This window comes from Enterobacter sp. R-1.6.2 (assembly GCF_035064085.1).
Lineage (GTDB): Bacteria > Pseudomonadota > Gammaproteobacteria > Enterobacterales > Enterobacteriaceae > Enterobacter > Enterobacter asburiae_B.
Genome location: NZ_JASEYI010000111.1, coordinates 1 through 788, shown reverse-complemented (window position 1 = coordinate 788; position 788 = coordinate 1). Strand labels below are relative to the sequence as shown.

Annotated in this window: 1 protein-coding gene; it reads right to left on the bottom strand. The window is 52.3% G+C overall.

The genetic code is table 11. The annotated features are described in order from the left end of the window. Nucleotides 1–20: 20 nt before the first annotated feature. A complete protein-coding gene (locus QMN93_RS26025) occupies nt 21–725 on the bottom strand; it encodes an IS6-like element IS26 family transposase (protein ID WP_001067855.1) in 705 nt (234 codons plus the stop codon). Nucleotides 726–788 lie beyond the last annotated feature (63 nt).

The following is a 788-nucleotide window of genomic DNA, read 5'->3' as shown; positions in this document are numbered from 1 at the left end:
TTTTGTCTTATTCAAAGGCCTTACATTTCAAAAACTCTGCTTACCAGGCGCATTTCGCCCAGGGGATCACCATAATAAAATGCTGAGGCCTGGCCTTTGCGTAGTGCACGCATCACCTCAATACCTTTGATGGTGGCGTAAGCCGTCTTCATGGATTTAAATCCCAGCGTGGCGCCGATTATCCGTTTCAGTTTGCCATGATCGCATTCAATCACGTTGTTCCGGTACTTAATCTGTCGGTGTTCAACGTCAGACGGGCACCGGCCTTCGCGTTTGAGCAGAGCAAGCGCGCGACCATAGGCGGGCGCTTTATCCGTGTTGATGAATCGCGGGATCTGCCACTTCTTCACGTTGTTGAGGATTTTACCCAGAAACCGGTATGCAGCTTTGCTGTTACGACGGGAGGAGAGATAAAAATCGACAGTGCGGCCCCGGCTGTCGACGGCCCGGTACAGATACGCCCAGCGGCCATTGACCTTCACGTAGGTTTCATCCATGTGCCACGGGCAAAGATCGGAAGGGTTACGCCAGTACCAGCGCAGCCGTTTTTCCATTTCAGGCGCATAACGCTGAACCCAGCGGTAAATCGTGGAGTGATCGACATTCACTCCGCGTTCAGCCAGCATCTCCTGCAGCTCACGGTAACTGATGCCGTATTTGCAGTACCAGCGTACGGCCCACAGAATGATGTCACGCTGAAAATGCCGGCCTTTGAATGGGTTCATGTGCAGCTCCATCAGCAAAAGGGGATGATAAGTTTATCACCACCGACTATTTGCAACAGTGCC